This window comes from Rhodoglobus aureus, from assembly GCF_039527955.1.
In the GTDB taxonomy this organism is placed as follows: Bacteria; Actinomycetota; Actinomycetes; order Actinomycetales; family Microbacteriaceae; genus Rhodoglobus; species Rhodoglobus aureus.
In genome coordinates this window covers 28963-43363 of the sequence record NZ_BAAAKW010000016.1, presented here as the reverse complement: position 1 = coordinate 43363, position 14401 = coordinate 28963, and the positions used below count along the sequence as shown (strand labels likewise).

The following is a 14401-nucleotide window of genomic DNA, read 5'->3' as shown; positions in this document are numbered from 1 at the left end:
TGTTAGCCATCCATGGCGGGCATATCGCCGGGACCGACGGCTCCGGGGCCGGGGGCTGCAGCGCTGTTGCCGTTTATGGCGTCATCCGCAACTTCTCCGTGGTAACAGCCGAGGAGGTAAGGAAATGTCGCTGTGGAGTAGTAACGGTACTGTCCGTCGCTGTCGACGCGACCGTTGCACTCGTCGAGGTCTCCCGAGCCTTCGACGTAGCTATGCGCAGCCCAGGTGTCGGTGGCGAACAGTGATTCGTCGGTGAGTTCCCAACTGCTAGTGAGTTGAACGACCTCGTCGCAGGCCTCATCTGAGCACACGACACCAGACATGATGGGGTAGCCGTCAGCAGCCCAACCGATGATAAGCGATTCGCCAGTTTCGATCTCGTCTGCGTCGTAGAGGCAGTCAACGTCATCGGCATAGCCGAACCAGTGCAGGTGGAAGTCAGTCGGGCCGCTGTGGCTACCGCAGACGGAGAGTGCACCTTCGAGGGATTGCACGTCGCCGCCGGTCCCTTCGGTGGGGCCGTACATAGGCACGCCGTCGATGGCGACTCCAAGCGCTCCCAAGAGGGGGACTGAGCTCGGTTCGTCCGCTGCAGTCGGGGTCACGGGGATGCTTACTGTCAGATCTGATACCTGCGGAGAACCGGGAGTTGTTGCAATGTAAAAGTAGTCGGGGATGCTGTTGCTCGTGATGGTCAGTGTTTCACCGTCGCAGACGCCCGCGAGTTCTGGGTCTTCGAGGTCAGAGTTGGCGCTCTCGACATCGCGCAGGGTCGCTACCATCGCGTCGCAGTCGCCGTTGGATGCTGCGAAGTTAGTTGTGCCTATCGCGTTGGTGGCTTCCGTGGTTGGCGTGCTGATGTCGGTAGCAGTGCTTTCAGCGGTGGTGCAGCCTGCTACGGCGAGAAGCAACACACTTGCTACCGCTGCGGTCGTGAATAGTCGTGTCATGGTCACTCCAGATCGTGGTGAGAGCCATGGTTTCGGAGAAGTCTATGGATTAGTTATGGATTGGCTGTCATACGCTCGGGAATGCTCGGTTGAGTCAGGTAGATCACCAGCACGATGACTCCGGCGAGAGGAACGAGGATCCAAAACATGTTGGTCCAGTCGCGGCCCGTATCGCGTAAGCGTCGCACGGTAACCGCAAGCTGGGGGAGCAGCAGCGCGAGTGACCAAGCGGTGCTGAGGCTGGTGCCAAGGTCGAGTGTTCCTTCTGATGAGGTTAGGTTGAGTGATCCGAGGATCGCTGTGGTGATAAAGGAAAAGAGCACGAACCACCAGTATTCCGACCGGCTGGCATGCCCACTAAAGTCCGCGTACTTGCGGAATACGGTCGAGATGGATTCGAAGAACGTCACGGTAACTCCCGGTTGGTTTGTGTAGAGCCAAGGGTAGGCCTTCGCTGCCGCGGCCGCCTTCGATGCCGAGCATCGATCAGGCGTGTCCGATCTTGAGGTGGTTCTCGAACAAGCGGCCACGGATGGTGTGAGGTTTTATCGATATGTACATGAATGATTCAACGGGAACCCAGTCCGGGAGTGCTTCGAGAGCCTGAGCCGTTACCGGATGGTCGCCATTGAGCACAGCGGCGAGGCCCTGCGCTACGACGCTCCACACATTGTCGGGAGTGTGGGCGTCAACTTCGAATGCGACGTGAATATTCTCTGTGATCTCGTGCAGTTTGGAGCCGGAAGCCGTGCGGAACAGAATTGTTTCTTTGTCGCAGTAGTAGTTGACCGGAAAGATATCGGGCCGTACAGCATTGCTGAGGGCGAGATGCCCAAAATTCTTACTCGCGAGCAAATCCCAACTTGCCTGATCCGACAGCTCTAGGACTGGCCCCTGGGGCGACCAGCCCGCTTCCGACGTGTCATGAGACATTACTTACCTCCGGCTGGACGATGATCTTTACCGCCGTGTCCTTGTGATCGATGAGGGTTGCGAATCCATCTTGAACGAGTCTGTCGAGATCAATTCGATCGGTAATGAACGGTTCAAGGTCGACTCTCCCGTCTTGCACAAGCTTGATCGTTGCAGGGTGATCGTGGGCATACGCGATGGTGCCGCGGAGGTCTATTTCTTTGAGCACAAGCTTCTGCATGTCGATTTGGGCTGGTTTGCTCCAAATCGAGACGTTGACGATCACGCCGGCGGGTCGAACTGCGTCGAAGAGTTGATCAAGAACGACGTTGACGCTCGAGCACTCAAAGCCAACGTCTGCGCCTACTCCGCCGGTCAACTCGTGAACCTTAGCCACGGCATCCTCAACCGTCGGGTCGATCACGTGGTGTGCGACGCCCGTAGAGAAGGCAATATCACGACGAGCAGCCCCGGGCTCGGACATGATCACCGTGATGCCTTCCGCTTTGAGCACGGCGGCTAGGAGCAGACCGATAGGGCCTCCGCCTCCGATGAAAGCCGTATCGCCGGCCTTTGCGCCGCTTCTCACGAACGCGTGATGCCCTACGGCGAGGGGTTCGATGAGGGCGGCCTGATCCAGCGGGATGTCGCCAATCGGGTGCACCCACCGGCGGTCGACGACGATCTTCTCGCTGAGTCCTCCTCCGCCGCCTGCAAGTCCAATGAAGCCCATCTTCGTACAGAGGTTGTAGTTTCCTGCGCGACAAGGAGCACATTCGCCGCAGACGAAGTACGGCTCCACGACCACGTTGTCACCGACAGTGAGATCCGTGATGCCGTCCCCTAGTGTGGTGATCGTCCCAGAGAACTCGTGCCCCATCGTGACTGGGACGTGTTCATGAGTTAACGGGTGCGGACGGCCCTCAGCGGAAATGAAGATGGGACCCTCGAGATATTCGTGGAGGTCGGTGCCGCAAATACCGCACCAAGCAATGTCAATCGCTACGGCACCTGGTCTCAGCTGTGGCTCGGGAATATCGTCAATCCGGATGTCTTTGCGACCGTGAAATCGTGCAGCCTTCATCGTGGTCAGCTTTCTTGCTCGATGGTTAGTGGGAAGTCGGTCGTGGGTAGTCGCGTCAGCGGTCAGATCAACCACGGCATCTTCTGGACGAAACCGAGTCGCTTCCAGACGCGGCCTGCACCCCACGTGTCTCCGGCGGCCAGCGACGCTAGGACGATCAATGCAAGTGCGTAAATGATGTGGTAATCCACGGCCGGGTTAGTGGAGCCGGCATTCGCGGCGAAGGGCCACTCCGCTAGATACATCAAGATCATGATTACGGTGCCAGCCACTGCACTGACGCGAAGCCCAATACCGAGCATTACTGCAACGCCAATTCCGAGCATCCCGAGCATGAAGAGGACGTCGGAGGTGGGGCTCGCAATCGCGGTGAATAGCGGTTTGAGAGGCCCGACAACTCCATCACTATTGAGGAATCCCTGGCTGGGCGTGCCGCCGTTAATCCACGCTCGCTCTGCGGGTGTGGAGAATCCGAGACCGAAGGTCTTGTCGAAGAATGCCCACAGGAAGATGAACCCGGTGGCTAGGTGCAGCACTGCAAGAGCGTGACGTCCGCGCGCCGACCCGATAACGGGTGACTCGTAGGTCACCGTCTGGTGGCGGCACTCTGGGCGGTTGGTGGCGCAGCAACTGAGGGACTAGTCATTATCGTTTTCCTTTGGTGTCGAGCGGTCTAGGCGAAGAAGTCGAGCGGCTTCGGGTGAGGTCACGCGGACACGTATTCTTTGACACCCACCGTGATGTCGTTCAGCGCCTCTTTTGCGTCCGCGAATAGCATTCCCGTCTTAGGGTCCGTGAAGAGCGGGTTTGGGATGCCCGCATAGCCAGGCCGCATCGAACGTTTGATAACGACGACCGACTTGGCGTGATCAGCGTTGAGGATGGGCATCCCAGATACTGCGTTACCTGGAGTGCGAGCGTTGGGATTACAGACGTCGTTGGCTCCGATAACGAGCGCGACGTCACAGTTATCGAACGCGGTGTTGGCCTCGTCGAGTTGCAGCATTTGTTCGTAGGGCACATTAGCTTCGGCAAGCAAAACGTTCATGTGGCCTGGCATCCGTCCCGCAACGGGGTGTATCGCGTACTTGACGTCTACATGGTGCGCGATGAGCAGCGAAGCGAGCTCCGCGACTTCGTGTTGAGCTTGGGCGGCGGCGAGACCGTAACCCGGAACAATCAGCACGTGCTGCGCATAGGCGAGCTGGATAGCGACATCGTCGGTGGTGAGGCTGCGGACGTTGGCTAGTTCTTCGTCAGCTGGTCCGGCGGAGGCTGCTATCTCGCCTGTGCCGAACCCGCCGAGGATGATCGACAGCACAGAGCGGTTCATCGCCTTAGCCATTTGAAGCGTCAGGATTGTGCCCGCGGCTCCGACCAGTGCGCCAGCGATGATCAGTGCTTGATTGTCAATCGCGAAGCCCGCCATCGCTACGGCTAGGCCGGTAAGCGCGTTCAAGAGTGACACTACGACGGGCGCGTCGGCGCCGCCGATCGCGAGCACCATGAGTACTCCAAGAATGAGCGCCGTCACGAGAACCACGACCAAGAGCAATGTATTTTCTGGAAGAATTATGGCCGCAACACTCGCGCCAAGTGCGATGAGAGCGACTACAGCGTTGAGCGCGCGCGAGCCGGGAAATGTCACGGGGTTGCCTGGGATTACTCCTTGAAGCTTTCCCGCAGCGATCAGCGAACCTGAGAACGTAATCGAGCCAATGAGCACATCGAGCACGATGGGGATGGAAACGGTTAAATCGAGCGGGTTGCTGCTGGTGGCGAGGATAAACGCTGCGAAGGCGATCGCGGCTGCGGCGCTGCCGCCGACAGCGTTGAATACGCTCACTAGCTGAGGCACGTCTGTCATCTTGACGGTGCGTGCCCGGTAAACCCCAAAGATCCCACCGAGGAGAACGCCTACGGCGAGCACCGCCCAAGCGATCCACTCGCCACCCGAGGTGACGAGCGACAGCGCAACCGTCGCCGCGACCGCAATGATCATGCCCACTGCCGAGATGCGGTTGCCGTTGCGTGCGGTAGCTGGCGCACGCATCATGTGCAGTCCTACGACAAAGAGGGATGCGGACAACAGGTATATCAACCCGACGACGAATTCAAAGTCGGTCATGATGCATCCTTCGAGGTCTTTGTTTCGTCGGCAGGTTCGACAGCCTTGGGCCTCATAAACATCTTCAAAATGCGGTCCGTCACGGCATAACCTCCGAACACATTCGCGGCGGCAAAGGCCCCGGCGATGAAGGTCAGGATGTAGCCGGTCGGTGAATTGGCGAGTGACGCGGTTACTACAGCACCCGCAATAACAACACCGTGAATCGCGTTGGCGCCGGACATCATTGGCGTGTGAAGGGTTGAGGGGATCTTGCTGATCACTTCGACTCCAACCAGAAGCGCGAGGACGAAAATAGCGAGGTTGCCGAAGAGAATTTGCATCAAGGGGCCTGGGCTTTCAGAGGTTCGCTCGAGCCGAGGGGCTCGAGTTTCATTGCGGCGCGCAGGACCGGGTTGGTCACGATGCCATCGTGGGAGGCAACGAGGCTGGCGTGTATCTCGTCTGTCGGGTCGATAGTGATGGCGCCCATCGGAGCGAGTGCTTCGATTACGGCAGTGATGTTTTTGCCATACATCTGTGATGCAGATGCGGGAAGGTCGGCCGCGAGATTGCCAGCGCCGACAACGACGACTCCGGAGGTCGTAGTGGTAGTAGATCCGTCGATCGAGCCAAAAACGTTTCCGCCTTTGTCGCTCGCGCCAAGATCAACGCAGACGGTTCCGGGCTTGAGTGTCGTGAGGGTCTCGGCAGAAACCAAGAGTGGGGGAGTGCGGCCAGGAACTTTCGCCGTAGTGATGATGATGTCGAAGGCTGCCAATGCCGCCGCGAGCTCCTGCTGCTGAGTGCTTTGCTCCTCGGTAGTCATGGGGCGTGCGTACCCTCCTTCGCCAGTGCCCGCGGCAACGGAAGAGGTGAGGAACTTGGCTCCGAGTGATTCGACCTCCATGCGGGATGCTTCTCGCACGTCGTATCCGGTGACCACAGCCCCAAGACGTTTTGTGGTCGCGATGGCTTGTAGCCCGGCTACGCCCGTTCCGATGACGATAACTTTGGCCGGAATCGCGGTTCCCGAAGCCGTGATCATCATGGGAAGGTATCGACCAAATTTCTCTGCCGCGACGATTGCTGCACGGTAACCGGCCGCACTTGATTGGGAGCTCAGAGCATCCATGGCCTGGGCGCGGCTGAGCGTCCTAGGAAGCAGTTCGAGTGCAACGAGGGTGAGGCCCTGCTCGGCCAGTGGGCCAACCCTGTCAAGGCTGTTCAGAGGATCAAGGAGCCCGATTATTGTTTGCCCCGCGACAAGTTGATCAGTGACGGCACGAGGCGGGAAGCTGAGCGACGCGAGCACGTCACAGTCTGCGATGACACCGCTGCGAGTGGCGATGGTTGCACCAGCGGCCTCATAGGCGTGATCGGGGAAACCGGCATCCAATCCACAATCTGACTCAACGAGCACAGCCATTTCGGAGTGAACGAGGCGGCCGCACGCACTGGGGTCGAGTGCAACCCGATGCTCGTGGGAATCGCGCTCGGAAAGCACCCCAACTGTGAGGCTGATACCTGAATTGGCCATTGCCATCCTCGCGTCATAACGGAATAAATTCCGTTGCCAAGGATTGGAGCAACTAGTGGCACTGTACACCTGCTGAACGTGCTGTGTTGCGCGCAACCTCAGGTGTGTTTAGCGTCTCAACTTTGCGGGGTTGGAGGCAATCGACTGCACTGAGACCACGCGTCTGCTCACACTCTCCGACGCGGTTCTGATCGTGAGATTGTGGTCCCGAGCATACTTTCGCAGCAGTAAGAAGGCATCATCCATGCTGAGCGAGAGTCCATTCGAAATGACTCCTTTAGCCTGCTCGATGACAATCCTGCTGTCGAGAGCACGGTGTAATTGTTGCTCCATCAGGTGGCCTTCCTGAATGACGCGCTCTTGGAGGATGCCGATCGTCGCGACGTCTGCGAGTGCCTGAGCAACGGCCGCATCGCGAGCGCTAACACCTGCACTGGCTGCGCCGAAGAGATTCATCGTTCCGATGATCTTTCCCCGCAGTTTCATCGGCGTGGCAAGCGCGGAGTGGAAACCCTGTTTGAGCGCGGCCGTGCGGAAGGCTGGCCACGACGTCGACACCGAGATGTCGTTAACCGAGATAGCAGATCCGGTGCGAAAGCAATCAATGCACGGCCCGGCTGCGGCGTTGAGTTGCATGACTTCGACCAACCCCGCCGCCTCGCTGGTTGACGTCATTAGTTGAAGTTCACCTGCCCCGTCGACGAGCATCAGCCCACCAGCCTCCATATGAAGGATTGCTGCGCAACGTTGGACGAGTGTGTGTAGCAGGTCCACCATGTCGTAGTCGGTTGTGAGAGTGTCTGCGACCGCGACGAATGCGGCGTTGATCTCAGCTTCGCGGGACGTGCCGTCCATATGATCCAATTTTCTGATGAGTGGGAGAGTCATTCGGGGATGTGGCTGAACACCAGCGCGCGCAAGACAACGTCGTGCGCAATCTGGTCGATTGGCTTGCCGCTTGCGAAAACATGCCCCTGGAGGAGTGAGAACGCATCGGTCGCAGAGAGGTCGAGTTGGGAAATGAGTATCCCGGTCGCTTGGTGGACCTCCCGTCGCAGCGCTGGCGACCACTCGGATTCTAAGGAGTTGTGATCTTCGGCTGAACGCACCGCTTGCTGCACCGCGTTGCTCGCGGCGTGGCCGGCCATGAGGGTGGCCATTGAGACGAATTTCTCGTCAGCGGCTCGCGATGATGTGCAGCACAAGTCGACGGTGCCAACCAATGCTGCACCCACCTTCATGGGGAATGAGAACACGGAGCGGACTCCGAGTGCGCGGGCCTCCCCGAGAAAGATGGGCCACGGCGATTGGATGACGTGGGCAAGATCAGGACAGATGATGGCGGAACGCGAGGCGAGCGCTTCCCACCGCGGGCCTTCTCCTAATTCGAACTGCAACGCATCAAGTCGCGCAGCCAAAGGACTACTGACGCAAATCGTTGAGTGCCGATTGAGTTCGCCGGCGACGGAAATCGATGCGCCCGCAACTTCAAGGGCTTTCAGGAAAGGGGAGCACAGAGACAAGGCTTCGTTGTTTTGCGCCTTCTGGAGAAGCGGTACCGAACTCATGACGGCCTTCAACGAAACGTTGATCCAACGAAGAACCCAGGCAATTGTCGGAAGAGTTCGGGAAGATCCTGCTCCCATGCGGGGAGCCTATCATTGGCACAGGACGACGAACTGGCTCTCTTTGAGACTGTCTGGTTGAGCGCGCTAATCGGCGAGACTCCGAAATCGTTCACTGAGGAGCAACTATGCGTCTCTCATCCGCAATCATTTTTGTTTCTGATCTCGACAGATCGATCGCGTTTTACTGCGATCTCCTGCAGCTCACGTGCTCTATTCGCGATGGCTCAGCAGCGCTGCTCGTCGGGCCAGAAAATTATGAGCTGTATCTGCGCGGAAAAGGTGCGCAGGCGAGTCACGCGGTCGGTTCAATCGGAATTCAGTACCTCATGTGGAGTACCGACAGTGTGGAAGACCTGCAACGATGCGAGGAGGCCCTGCGCCGAGAATCACCCCAGGTGCGCCGAGAGCATCTTGATGGGTTCGATGCAGTAGAGGGACTCAGTCCTGATCACATGCCGATCGTGATCGTGTATCCCGGGCCAGATCAGGTCACCCGACATAAGATCATCCCTCGAATTTATCGCTGGTAGTCCGTCGCGCACTAGGGGAGTGGCCTAGTTGCGTGAAGTGACGTAGGCCGCGAGGTGCTCACCGGTGAGAGTCGACTTCCCTGCGATGAGAACGGCTGGTGTGCCCTCGAAGACAACGTTTCCACCGTCGTGGGTATCGGCGGTGTGCGGGCTGGGGGAGTGCTGGTTGGAGGTGCTGGCCATCGTGGGTGCCTCCCTGAGGTCGGGACGGTGTGAGTTCGCGTATGCCGCGTCACCATTATCGCGAGGGTTGGTGCGCCTCAACACTTCAGCTACTCGTGGAATGACCGCTTACCAGCTATTGACAATCAGTCACCTCAATCTTGTATCATTCAAGTGACACAAACTACGGGAGCTTTCAATGCTAGATCTACTGCTTGTTTTACAGACACCGCTGATTCTTGCAACGATCGCGCTCATCGTATGGCTGATCGTCACCCGCGGCCGCACAAAGGTCGCCGTACCTGCCGGCCGAAGCACATTCATGCGCCGAGTCGCCTTCGGGGGATCGCTTGCCGTGCTGCTGACCTATCTCGCCGTGAAATGCTTTCCGGTTCTAGACCTCGCGCAGCGGTACCCGCTTCCCGACTCGTCTCTCGACTTCAGCCCCGCTCCTGGGGCCTATCTCTGGTGGATCCACCCGTTCCCCGTTGTCGCCGCGATTATTGTGATGGTTGTCGTGCTGAACCGCTTAGCCCGAGAGAATTCCGGCATCGAAGCTCCTGTACTGCCCGTTCGGTATCGGGGGTGGTTGAGTTTCTCGCGTACACCCGAGGTAGTCGCGGCAGCAAGCGTTCTCAGCCTTCTCGGCGTCGTATCGGGTCTCGCGGGTCTCGCGTCAATTACCGACGAGAACGGACTGCACACACTCATCTTGCTCCCAGGTGCAAATTTGGTGACCGATCCCGAACTTTCCTCGTCGGGCGTAGCCAGTTTTTATGGCTGGGCATATTCGGTGCCGGTGATGCTGGGGGCAGCTGTGCTCGCGCTTCTCGTCGGGTGGGCGATCCGCACTAGTTCAGTTAGGCCGTTCGTTCGCCCGGAGACGGTAGACGTCGAGACACGTGAGCGTAAAGTCACGACGTCAGCTCTTCTCCGATTTTTCACCGGCACCGTGCTTTTGCCGCTGGGTAGCGCGCTCACTTCTATCGGCGGTTCGGGTCAGAGTTCATCAGGGTTCGGCATTCCTGGTGTGGGTGAGTTCAACTTCACTCTGGGTTACTCATACTTCGCACCGGCACTTTCAGTCATCGGCGCGGTATTGCAAGCCGTCGCCGTCGTGATCCTCGTCGCCGCAGTTCGCGGCAAGCGGGTTCGCGCCGCAGCCCCGGAGCTCGTGAGCAGCAATGACTGACGCTAACGAAATCTACGAGCAGTTCCGCGGGATGATCGTCTCTGGCCATGTCGGCAGCGGCGAGCGCCTCCCGACCGTTCGCCAAGTCGCCAACGACCTCGGTGTTGCCAATGGAACCGCTGCAAAGGCCTACAAAATGCTCGAAGCCGACGGCCTTGTCGTCTCGCGCACCGGCGCCGGCACCCGAGTCTCGGATGCGGCGGCCGTGTTGCCGGGCGCGATCGTCGTGCGAATCCGCGAGCTCGTCTCCGAAGCGAAAGACCAGAACATTCGGGAAGATGATGTGGTCACAGCCCTTCGCCGCGCCTGGTCGGGCTAACTCGTTTCACCAAGCGATCAGAAGTTCGTGTCGCGGGTCAATCATCCGGAAATTGAGCGACCGTAGCTCGCCAGTCGTCAGACTTTTTGCTATCGCGCTCAGCGTCTGGGGTCGTTGCTCCGGCTGCATAGGAGGGCTTCTCGATTGGGGCAGATTCCTTGCCTGCCGCTACTCGATCGATATCGAGCTCCCAGGCCAAGGTCAATTTGAGGACGCTGTTCTCGTCGATAGTCGCGTCGTTTCGTTTGCTTTTCTCGACTTCAGCCAGCAACACGTTGAGGTCGATCATGGTCGTCAGTGTGTTCTTCATTACGCTCCCGCGTGAAATAAGAGAGGGGTACACCTACGGGGCGGTAAGCATACCCCCTCAATCCGATGTGGTTACACGCGGGATCCATTCCCGCCGGCGACCTTGCGGATCAGCCACGCCACGATTGCGATGGCGGCGAGGACTAATCCAACCCAGAGCAAAAAGTTCAGGGACTGGACGAGGCCACCGGTGATCGCGAGAACAATCGCGACGATAATGACGATAATCAGTAGAAGATTCATGATGTGGACCTAATCTTTCAGATTCTTGGCGGCGTCTTTTACGTCTTCGCCAGCCTGTTTGATGTTTGCTTTTGCTTGGTCGGTTCGCCCTTCAGCGGCCAGTGACTCATTGTTGGTCGCTTCTCCGACGCCCTCTTTCATCTTGCCGATAGCATTCTCGGCACTGTTGTGGATCTCATCCTTATTGCTCATCAGATTACCCCTTCTTTTGATAGGTGAGGTGGTGTGGCAGAGATAGTTTCGCCAGCGACACCGCACACGACAAGGGGTTGACTTTTGACGCTTGGCGATGCAAGATCCCGACGTTTGACCTCTGGTCGGGGCAGCCAACGCGGTAATTGGCAGCGGGTAGTTGCGGCTGTCAGTCGAGCCGTCGAACTAGTCGAGAGGAGGGCGTTGACGGATGTAGTTCGCTGCTTCGACCTCGTTCATGACGACCATTCCGCGGTCCCCGGCGGCGTTCAGCTCTAAAGCCCTAATCCAGACCGGGTTGATCTTCGGGGGAGTGTTGCCGAAGAAATGGAATTGCAAGGGGATTGACGGTGATAACCAGACGCTTACTCGTCCGGTCTCAGGATCATTCGAGGACATCCAGCTGAGATAGAACGATTCCCACCGGCGAAGTCTTGCCCCGGTGACAACCCTGATGTGCGCCAGAGTGCGGTCTTCAAGGTCGTATCGAGTTCCACTGCCGTAAATGAGTTCACCCACTGCCTCAGCTCGCGACACAGAAAGTTGGGGCGCAAGAGAAAAAGTCCATGTGACGTTTTCTGTCGCTTTCGCAGAGACCATGGCGCAGTATATGGAGATGGGACAATTCGTGTACGGTGCGGGCGCAAAGTACGACTTCACCGATCGAACTCTGGCTCATGTGAAAGTGGCTGCAGGATTGAAGTTGCGTCGTCAAGAGTCCTTCTACTTGAGCTGGGTGAAACCTGCCTCTGAAGGATCCGGCAGAGTCACCGTCTGGCTGTCACCGTCCATTCCAGTGCAGTTCCAATTTAAAACCCCGCACCCAGAAGACCTGAACCGAGTGTGGCTGAAAGCTCTCGCAATGACGGCGTTGAGCGATCGCGGAATGGTCGTCTTGGACGAAGAAGAAGCTGCAGCATACGTGCGAGATCATCCGCCCACCCTGTCGACTGGCTAACAACCGTGAGCGCTATCGACCTAAACAGCGACCTCGGCGAGTGGAACCTCGACGAGGAAATTTCGGATGCCGCTGCCTCGAACGATGACGTGATGTTCGACGTCATCACTAGTGCGAACGTAGCCGCAGGATTTCACGCGGGCGATCACGGAAGCATGCTTGCTAGCGCCCGGTTAGCGGTTCGACACGGTGTGAGTTTGGGGGTTCATCCTTCGTACCGCGATCGTGATGGCTTCGGACGTCGCGCAACAGAGATCGTCTCCGGAACGCTAATGCGCGACATCATGGAGCAAGTCGAGGCTCTCACCACCGCTGCCAGCGTTTCTGGTACGCGAGTGCGCTATCTGAAGCCCCACGGCGCTCTTTACAACCGGATCGCTGTCGACAACGCGCAAGCGGATGCTGTGGCGCTTGCCGCGAAAGGCTCACACTTGCCCGTGTTGGGGCTTGCCGGAACTGAGATCCACCGAGCTGCAGATCGTCACGGTGTGCAATTCTTTCGCGAAGCGTTCGTTGACCGTGCATACCTGCCGGATGGGACGCTGGCGCCACGCTCGATGGATGGCGCATTCATCACTGATCCACTCGCGGCGGGGGAGAGGGCGGCGCGGATGGCGGTTGATGGTCAGGTGGTCGCGATCGACGGCAGTCTCTTGCGAGTCGAATTTGACTCCCTCTGCGTGCACGGCGATACCGAGGGGGCGTTCATGATGGCCGCGGTTGTCCGGAACTTTCTCGAGCACGCTGGCCTCGAAATCCGAGCGTTCGTATGAAAATTCTCCCGTTCGGTGAGCGAGCACTTCTGGCTGAGTTCACTAGCCTCGACGAGACGATTAGTGCGTTTCGGGCGTTCGAGGCGGCTCGTGCACCTGGAATTATCGAACTCGTTCCGGCAGCATCCACGGTGCTTGCCCGAGTTGATCCGGCCAGGCTCTCGCTGCGTGCTGCCGAGCAGTGGCTCACTGACACTTATGCGTGCGCGACCGGTATCGACAACGTGCGCGAGGGTGAAGCTCAGAGCGTCACCATTCCGGTGCGGTACGAGGGCCCAGATCTCGCCTCAACGGCTCTACTGCTGGGCATCAGCGTCGATGAGCTCGTGTCGCGGCATTCACAGGCGCAGTGGCACTGCGCGTTCATCGGGTTCGCACCCGGCTTCGCCTATCTCGCAAGCACGGACACTGACTTTGACATACCCCGGCGAGAAACTTCTCGGTCAGCAGTGCCGGCCGGTTCGGTTGGGCTAGCGGGTGAATTCACCGGAATCTATCCACGAACCTCACCGGGCGGCTGGCAGATCATCGGTACAACTGCCGTGACGTTATGGGATGAATCTCGCGACTCGCCCTCGGCGATTACTCCGGGAATGACTGTGCGATTCGAGGTGGCTGCACCATGACTCGACTAGTGATTGCTCAGCCCGGCCCGCTCACGCTCGTGCAAGACCTCGGGCGCCCTGGCTTGGCGCGTCTTGGCGTTGGTGCGTCTGGCGCTATGGACCGCGCCGCACTGGCCCTTGCCAATCGACTCGTTGGCAATGAACCGGATGCTGCCGGGCTCGAAATTCTATTCGGTGCAGTTGAGCTGCGAGCCGAAAAAGCGATGTGGATAGCCGTTACGGGTGCGTGGGGAAGTGTGACCATCGACGGACACGCGGTGCCGCAGAACACTGCAGCTCATCTTGACGCAGGGGAGACTCTCGAATTCGGAACTGCAGTTCACGGCATCCGTTACTACCTGGCGGTGCGCGGAGGAATCGAGGCACCGCTTGTTCTTGGCTCGCGCTCACGTGACACCCTCGCACGACTCGGTCCCGCACCGCTTGCCGAAGGAGATATTCTCCTGATGGGAATCGAACCCCACCGCCCTGTTCCTCCCGTTGATGCCGTTCCCCTCGATGCGCCCCCGGACACCGTTGTGATGCTCGAAGTGCGGCCGGGCCCCCGTCGAGACTGGTTCGCGTCGGCGGCGTGGGAGCAACTTCTTGACCATGAGTGGCGCGTATCGCCCCGATCAGATCGTTCCGGCATCCGACTCGAAGGCCCTGCGTTGGAACGCACTGAGCGGCGCGAATTGCCCAGCGAAGGCATGCTGTCTGGAGCCATTCAGGTGTCGCCGGATGGTGTGCCAACAATCCTTGCTGTTGACCATCCGGTGACCGGTGGTTACCCCGTCATCGCAGTTGTCACGAATGACTCGCTCGACGCTCTGGCTCAGTTGCGCCCGGGGCAGGGCATCCAGTTTCGGCTCGCGACGGGCCGCAGCTGACTACTGG

General features: G+C 58.8%; 22 protein-coding genes. 7 read left to right on the top strand and 15 right to left on the bottom strand.

Annotated elements, in window-relative coordinates:
* Positions 1-2: 2 nt before the first annotated feature.
* The 10 genes from ABD112_RS03085 to ABD112_RS03040 all read right to left on the bottom strand — a co-directional run bounded on the left by ABD112_RS03085 (position 3) and on the right by ABD112_RS03040 (position 8239).
* Positions 3-950: a YHYH protein gene (locus ABD112_RS03085; protein WP_343923073.1), complete on the bottom strand. Its 948-nt coding sequence runs from the start codon at positions 948-950 to the stop codon at positions 3-5.
* A gap of 53 nt (positions 951-1003) precedes the next feature.
* Positions 1004-1360 carry a DUF805 domain-containing protein gene (locus ABD112_RS03080; RefSeq protein ID WP_343923071.1) on the bottom strand — a complete coding sequence of 119 codons (357 nt, stop codon included), beginning with the start codon at positions 1358-1360 and terminating at the stop codon, positions 1004-1006.
* 76 nt (positions 1361-1436) lie between these two features.
* The gene (locus ABD112_RS03075) at positions 1437-1883 is read right to left on the bottom strand and encodes a pyridoxamine 5'-phosphate oxidase family protein (protein ID WP_343923069.1); all 447 of its coding nucleotides are present in this window, start codon (positions 1881-1883) and stop codon (positions 1437-1439) included.
* Positions 1873-2946 (bottom strand): 2,3-butanediol dehydrogenase, encoded by a 1074-nt coding sequence (locus tag ABD112_RS03070; protein ID WP_343923189.1) that lies wholly within the window; start codon positions 2944-2946, stop codon positions 1873-1875. Before ABD112_RS03070 ends, ABD112_RS03075 begins: the two co-directional genes overlap by 11 nt.
* Before the next feature lie 62 nt (positions 2947-3008).
* Entirely contained in the window at positions 3009-3536 is a 528-nt protein-coding gene (locus ABD112_RS03065; protein ID WP_343923067.1) for a DoxX family protein, read from the bottom strand.
* 116 nt (positions 3537-3652) lie between these two features.
* A complete protein-coding gene (locus ABD112_RS03060; protein WP_343923065.1) occupies positions 3653-5074 on the bottom strand; it encodes an NAD(P)(+) transhydrogenase (Re/Si-specific) subunit beta in 1422 nt (473 codons plus the stop codon).
* A complete protein-coding gene (locus ABD112_RS03055) occupies positions 5071-5397 on the bottom strand; it encodes an NAD(P) transhydrogenase subunit alpha part 2 (protein ID WP_343923063.1) in 327 nt (108 codons plus the stop codon). The genes ABD112_RS03060 and ABD112_RS03055 overlap by 4 nt, the downstream gene beginning before the upstream one ends.
* The gene (locus tag ABD112_RS03050; protein ID WP_343923061.1) at positions 5397-6593 is read right to left on the bottom strand and encodes a Rossmann-fold NAD(P)-binding domain-containing protein; all 1197 of its coding nucleotides are present in this window, start codon (positions 6591-6593) and stop codon (positions 5397-5399) included. Before ABD112_RS03050 ends, ABD112_RS03055 begins: the two co-directional genes overlap by 1 nt.
* A gap of 108 nt (positions 6594-6701) precedes the next feature.
* On the bottom strand, positions 6702-7448 hold the full coding sequence (locus ABD112_RS03045; protein ID WP_343923060.1) for a GAF and ANTAR domain-containing protein: 747 nt from the start codon (positions 7446-7448) through the stop codon (positions 6702-6704).
* 29 nt (positions 7449-7477) lie between these two features.
* Positions 7478-8239: a GAF and ANTAR domain-containing protein gene (locus ABD112_RS03040; protein WP_343923059.1), complete on the bottom strand. Its 762-nt coding sequence runs from the start codon at positions 8237-8239 to the stop codon at positions 7478-7480.
* A 107-nt stretch (positions 8240-8346) separates the two neighbouring features.
* On the opposite strand from ABD112_RS03040, the gene ABD112_RS03035 reads away from it, so the two are divergent.
* Positions 8347-8751: a VOC family protein gene (locus ABD112_RS03035; protein ID WP_343923058.1), complete on the top strand. Its 405-nt coding sequence runs from the start codon at positions 8347-8349 to the stop codon at positions 8749-8751.
* A 24-nt stretch (positions 8752-8775) separates the two neighbouring features.
* Here the strand turns inward: ABD112_RS03035 and ABD112_RS03030 are convergent, their stop codons facing one another.
* Positions 8776-9018, bottom strand: a complete 243-nt coding sequence (locus ABD112_RS03030; RefSeq protein ID WP_343923057.1) for a hypothetical protein — start codon at positions 9016-9018, stop codon at positions 8776-8778.
* 94 nt (positions 9019-9112) lie between these two features.
* Here ABD112_RS03030 and ABD112_RS03025 point away from each other — a divergent pair, with 94 nt between their 5' ends.
* The gene (locus ABD112_RS03025) at positions 9113-10105 is read left to right on the top strand and encodes a hypothetical protein (protein ID WP_343923056.1); all 993 of its coding nucleotides are present in this window, start codon (positions 9113-9115) and stop codon (positions 10103-10105) included.
* On the top strand, positions 10098-10424 hold the full coding sequence (locus tag ABD112_RS03020; protein WP_343923055.1) for a GntR family transcriptional regulator: 327 nt from the start codon (positions 10098-10100) through the stop codon (positions 10422-10424). The genes ABD112_RS03025 and ABD112_RS03020 overlap by 8 nt, the downstream gene beginning before the upstream one ends.
* Before the next feature lie 37 nt (positions 10425-10461).
* Here ABD112_RS03020 and ABD112_RS03015 read toward each other — a convergent pair whose 3' ends face one another.
* From ABD112_RS03015 to ABD112_RS03000, 4 genes are all read right to left on the bottom strand, one after another.
* The gene (locus ABD112_RS03015) at positions 10462-10734 is read right to left on the bottom strand and encodes a hypothetical protein (RefSeq protein WP_343923054.1); all 273 of its coding nucleotides are present in this window, start codon (positions 10732-10734) and stop codon (positions 10462-10464) included.
* A gap of 71 nt (positions 10735-10805) precedes the next feature.
* On the bottom strand, positions 10806-10976 hold the full coding sequence (locus tag ABD112_RS03010) for a hypothetical protein (protein ID WP_343923053.1): 171 nt from the start codon (positions 10974-10976) through the stop codon (positions 10806-10808).
* Between the two features lie 9 nt (positions 10977-10985).
* Positions 10986-11168: a CsbD family protein gene (locus ABD112_RS03005; protein WP_343923051.1), complete on the bottom strand. Its 183-nt coding sequence runs from the start codon at positions 11166-11168 to the stop codon at positions 10986-10988.
* A gap of 186 nt (positions 11169-11354) precedes the next feature.
* Positions 11355-11687: a DUF7882 family protein gene (locus ABD112_RS03000; RefSeq protein ID WP_343923049.1), complete on the bottom strand. Its 333-nt coding sequence runs from the start codon at positions 11685-11687 to the stop codon at positions 11355-11357.
* Between the two features lie 97 nt (positions 11688-11784).
* Between ABD112_RS03000 and ABD112_RS02995 the strand changes: the two genes are divergently transcribed.
* From ABD112_RS02995 to ABD112_RS02980, 4 genes are read left to right on the top strand one after another with little or no spacing between them, the layout of a single operon-like run.
* Complete coding sequence (locus ABD112_RS02995) at positions 11785-12126, top strand: DUF7882 family protein (protein ID WP_343923047.1); 342 nt, start codon at positions 11785-11787, stop codon at positions 12124-12126.
* Between the two features lie 5 nt (positions 12127-12131).
* Positions 12132-12899, top strand: coding sequence for a LamB/YcsF family protein (locus ABD112_RS02990; RefSeq protein ID WP_343923045.1), 768 nt, complete (start codon positions 12132-12134; stop codon positions 12897-12899).
* Positions 12896-13525, top strand: a complete 630-nt coding sequence (locus ABD112_RS02985) for a 5-oxoprolinase subunit B family protein (protein WP_343923043.1) — start codon at positions 12896-12898, stop codon at positions 13523-13525. Before ABD112_RS02990 ends, ABD112_RS02985 begins: the two co-directional genes overlap by 4 nt.
* Entirely contained in the window at positions 13522-14394 is an 873-nt protein-coding gene (locus ABD112_RS02980; RefSeq protein WP_343923041.1) for a 5-oxoprolinase subunit C family protein, read from the top strand. Before ABD112_RS02985 ends, ABD112_RS02980 begins: the two co-directional genes overlap by 4 nt.
* Positions 14395-14401 lie beyond the last annotated feature (7 nt).